The organism is Vibrio sp. 03_296, from assembly GCF_002265885.1.
The window spans coordinates 1-725 of record NZ_NPKW01000429.1 but is presented as its reverse complement, the minus strand read 5'-3'; the positions used below and the strand labels follow the sequence as shown (position 1 = coordinate 725).

Annotated in this window: 1 pseudogene; it reads right to left on the bottom strand. The window is 53.4% G+C overall.

Going from position 1 to position 725, the window contains the following annotated elements:
• Window positions 1–707: pseudogene (locus tag CIK04_RS25145) on the bottom strand (PTS system mannose/fructose/sorbose family transporter subunit IID); the annotation flags it as partial.
• Window positions 708–725 lie beyond the last annotated feature (18 nt).

Sequence of the window (725 nt, the reverse complement as noted above, 5' to 3'; positions counted from 1 at the left end):
CGGCGGTAATTTCTGCGGTGGTAGAGAGGCGAACATAAGTGGCCACCAGCGCACCAATCACCGTCATACCGACCACGGAAGCGGCATGCCCCACCTTCTTGGTGTTGGCTTTGATCATCGGAATCGCCGCCACACCCATGCGGYAGGCGTAGTGCGCCAAACCGAAGCGCAAACCAAAATGCACCACGTTAAACAAGAACGAAGAAGAACACCGCACCCATGATGGAGCCTTGTAGCGCAAGGTCCGCGCCGATACCGCCACAAATCGGTAGCAGGGTTAACCAGAACATCGCATCGCCGATCCCGCCCATTGGCGCACCCACGGCAATTTTGGTGCTCTGGATACTGTTGATGTTTTGTTTTGAACGCTCCATCGCCAGTACGATGCCCATCACGAAGGTGACGAGGAATGGATGGGTGTTGAAGAAGCCCATGTGCCCTTGCATCGCTTTGGAGAGATCGGCCTTGTTGGTGTGAATTTTCTTCAACGCTGGCAACAACGCTARCCAACCAGACGCTTGCATACGTTCAAAGTTGAACGAGGCTTGCAGTAACAAAGAGCGCCACGCCATGCGGTTGATGTCTGCTTTCGTCAACTCAGCGCCAATCTCTTTGTTCTCATATTCGTCCGCCGCCACGCCGGGAGCCGGTCTTACATCTGGATTAACGTTGTCCAGATCCATTTGTTTGATTACGTTAGATTCCATCTTCAAGATCCCTCAGCA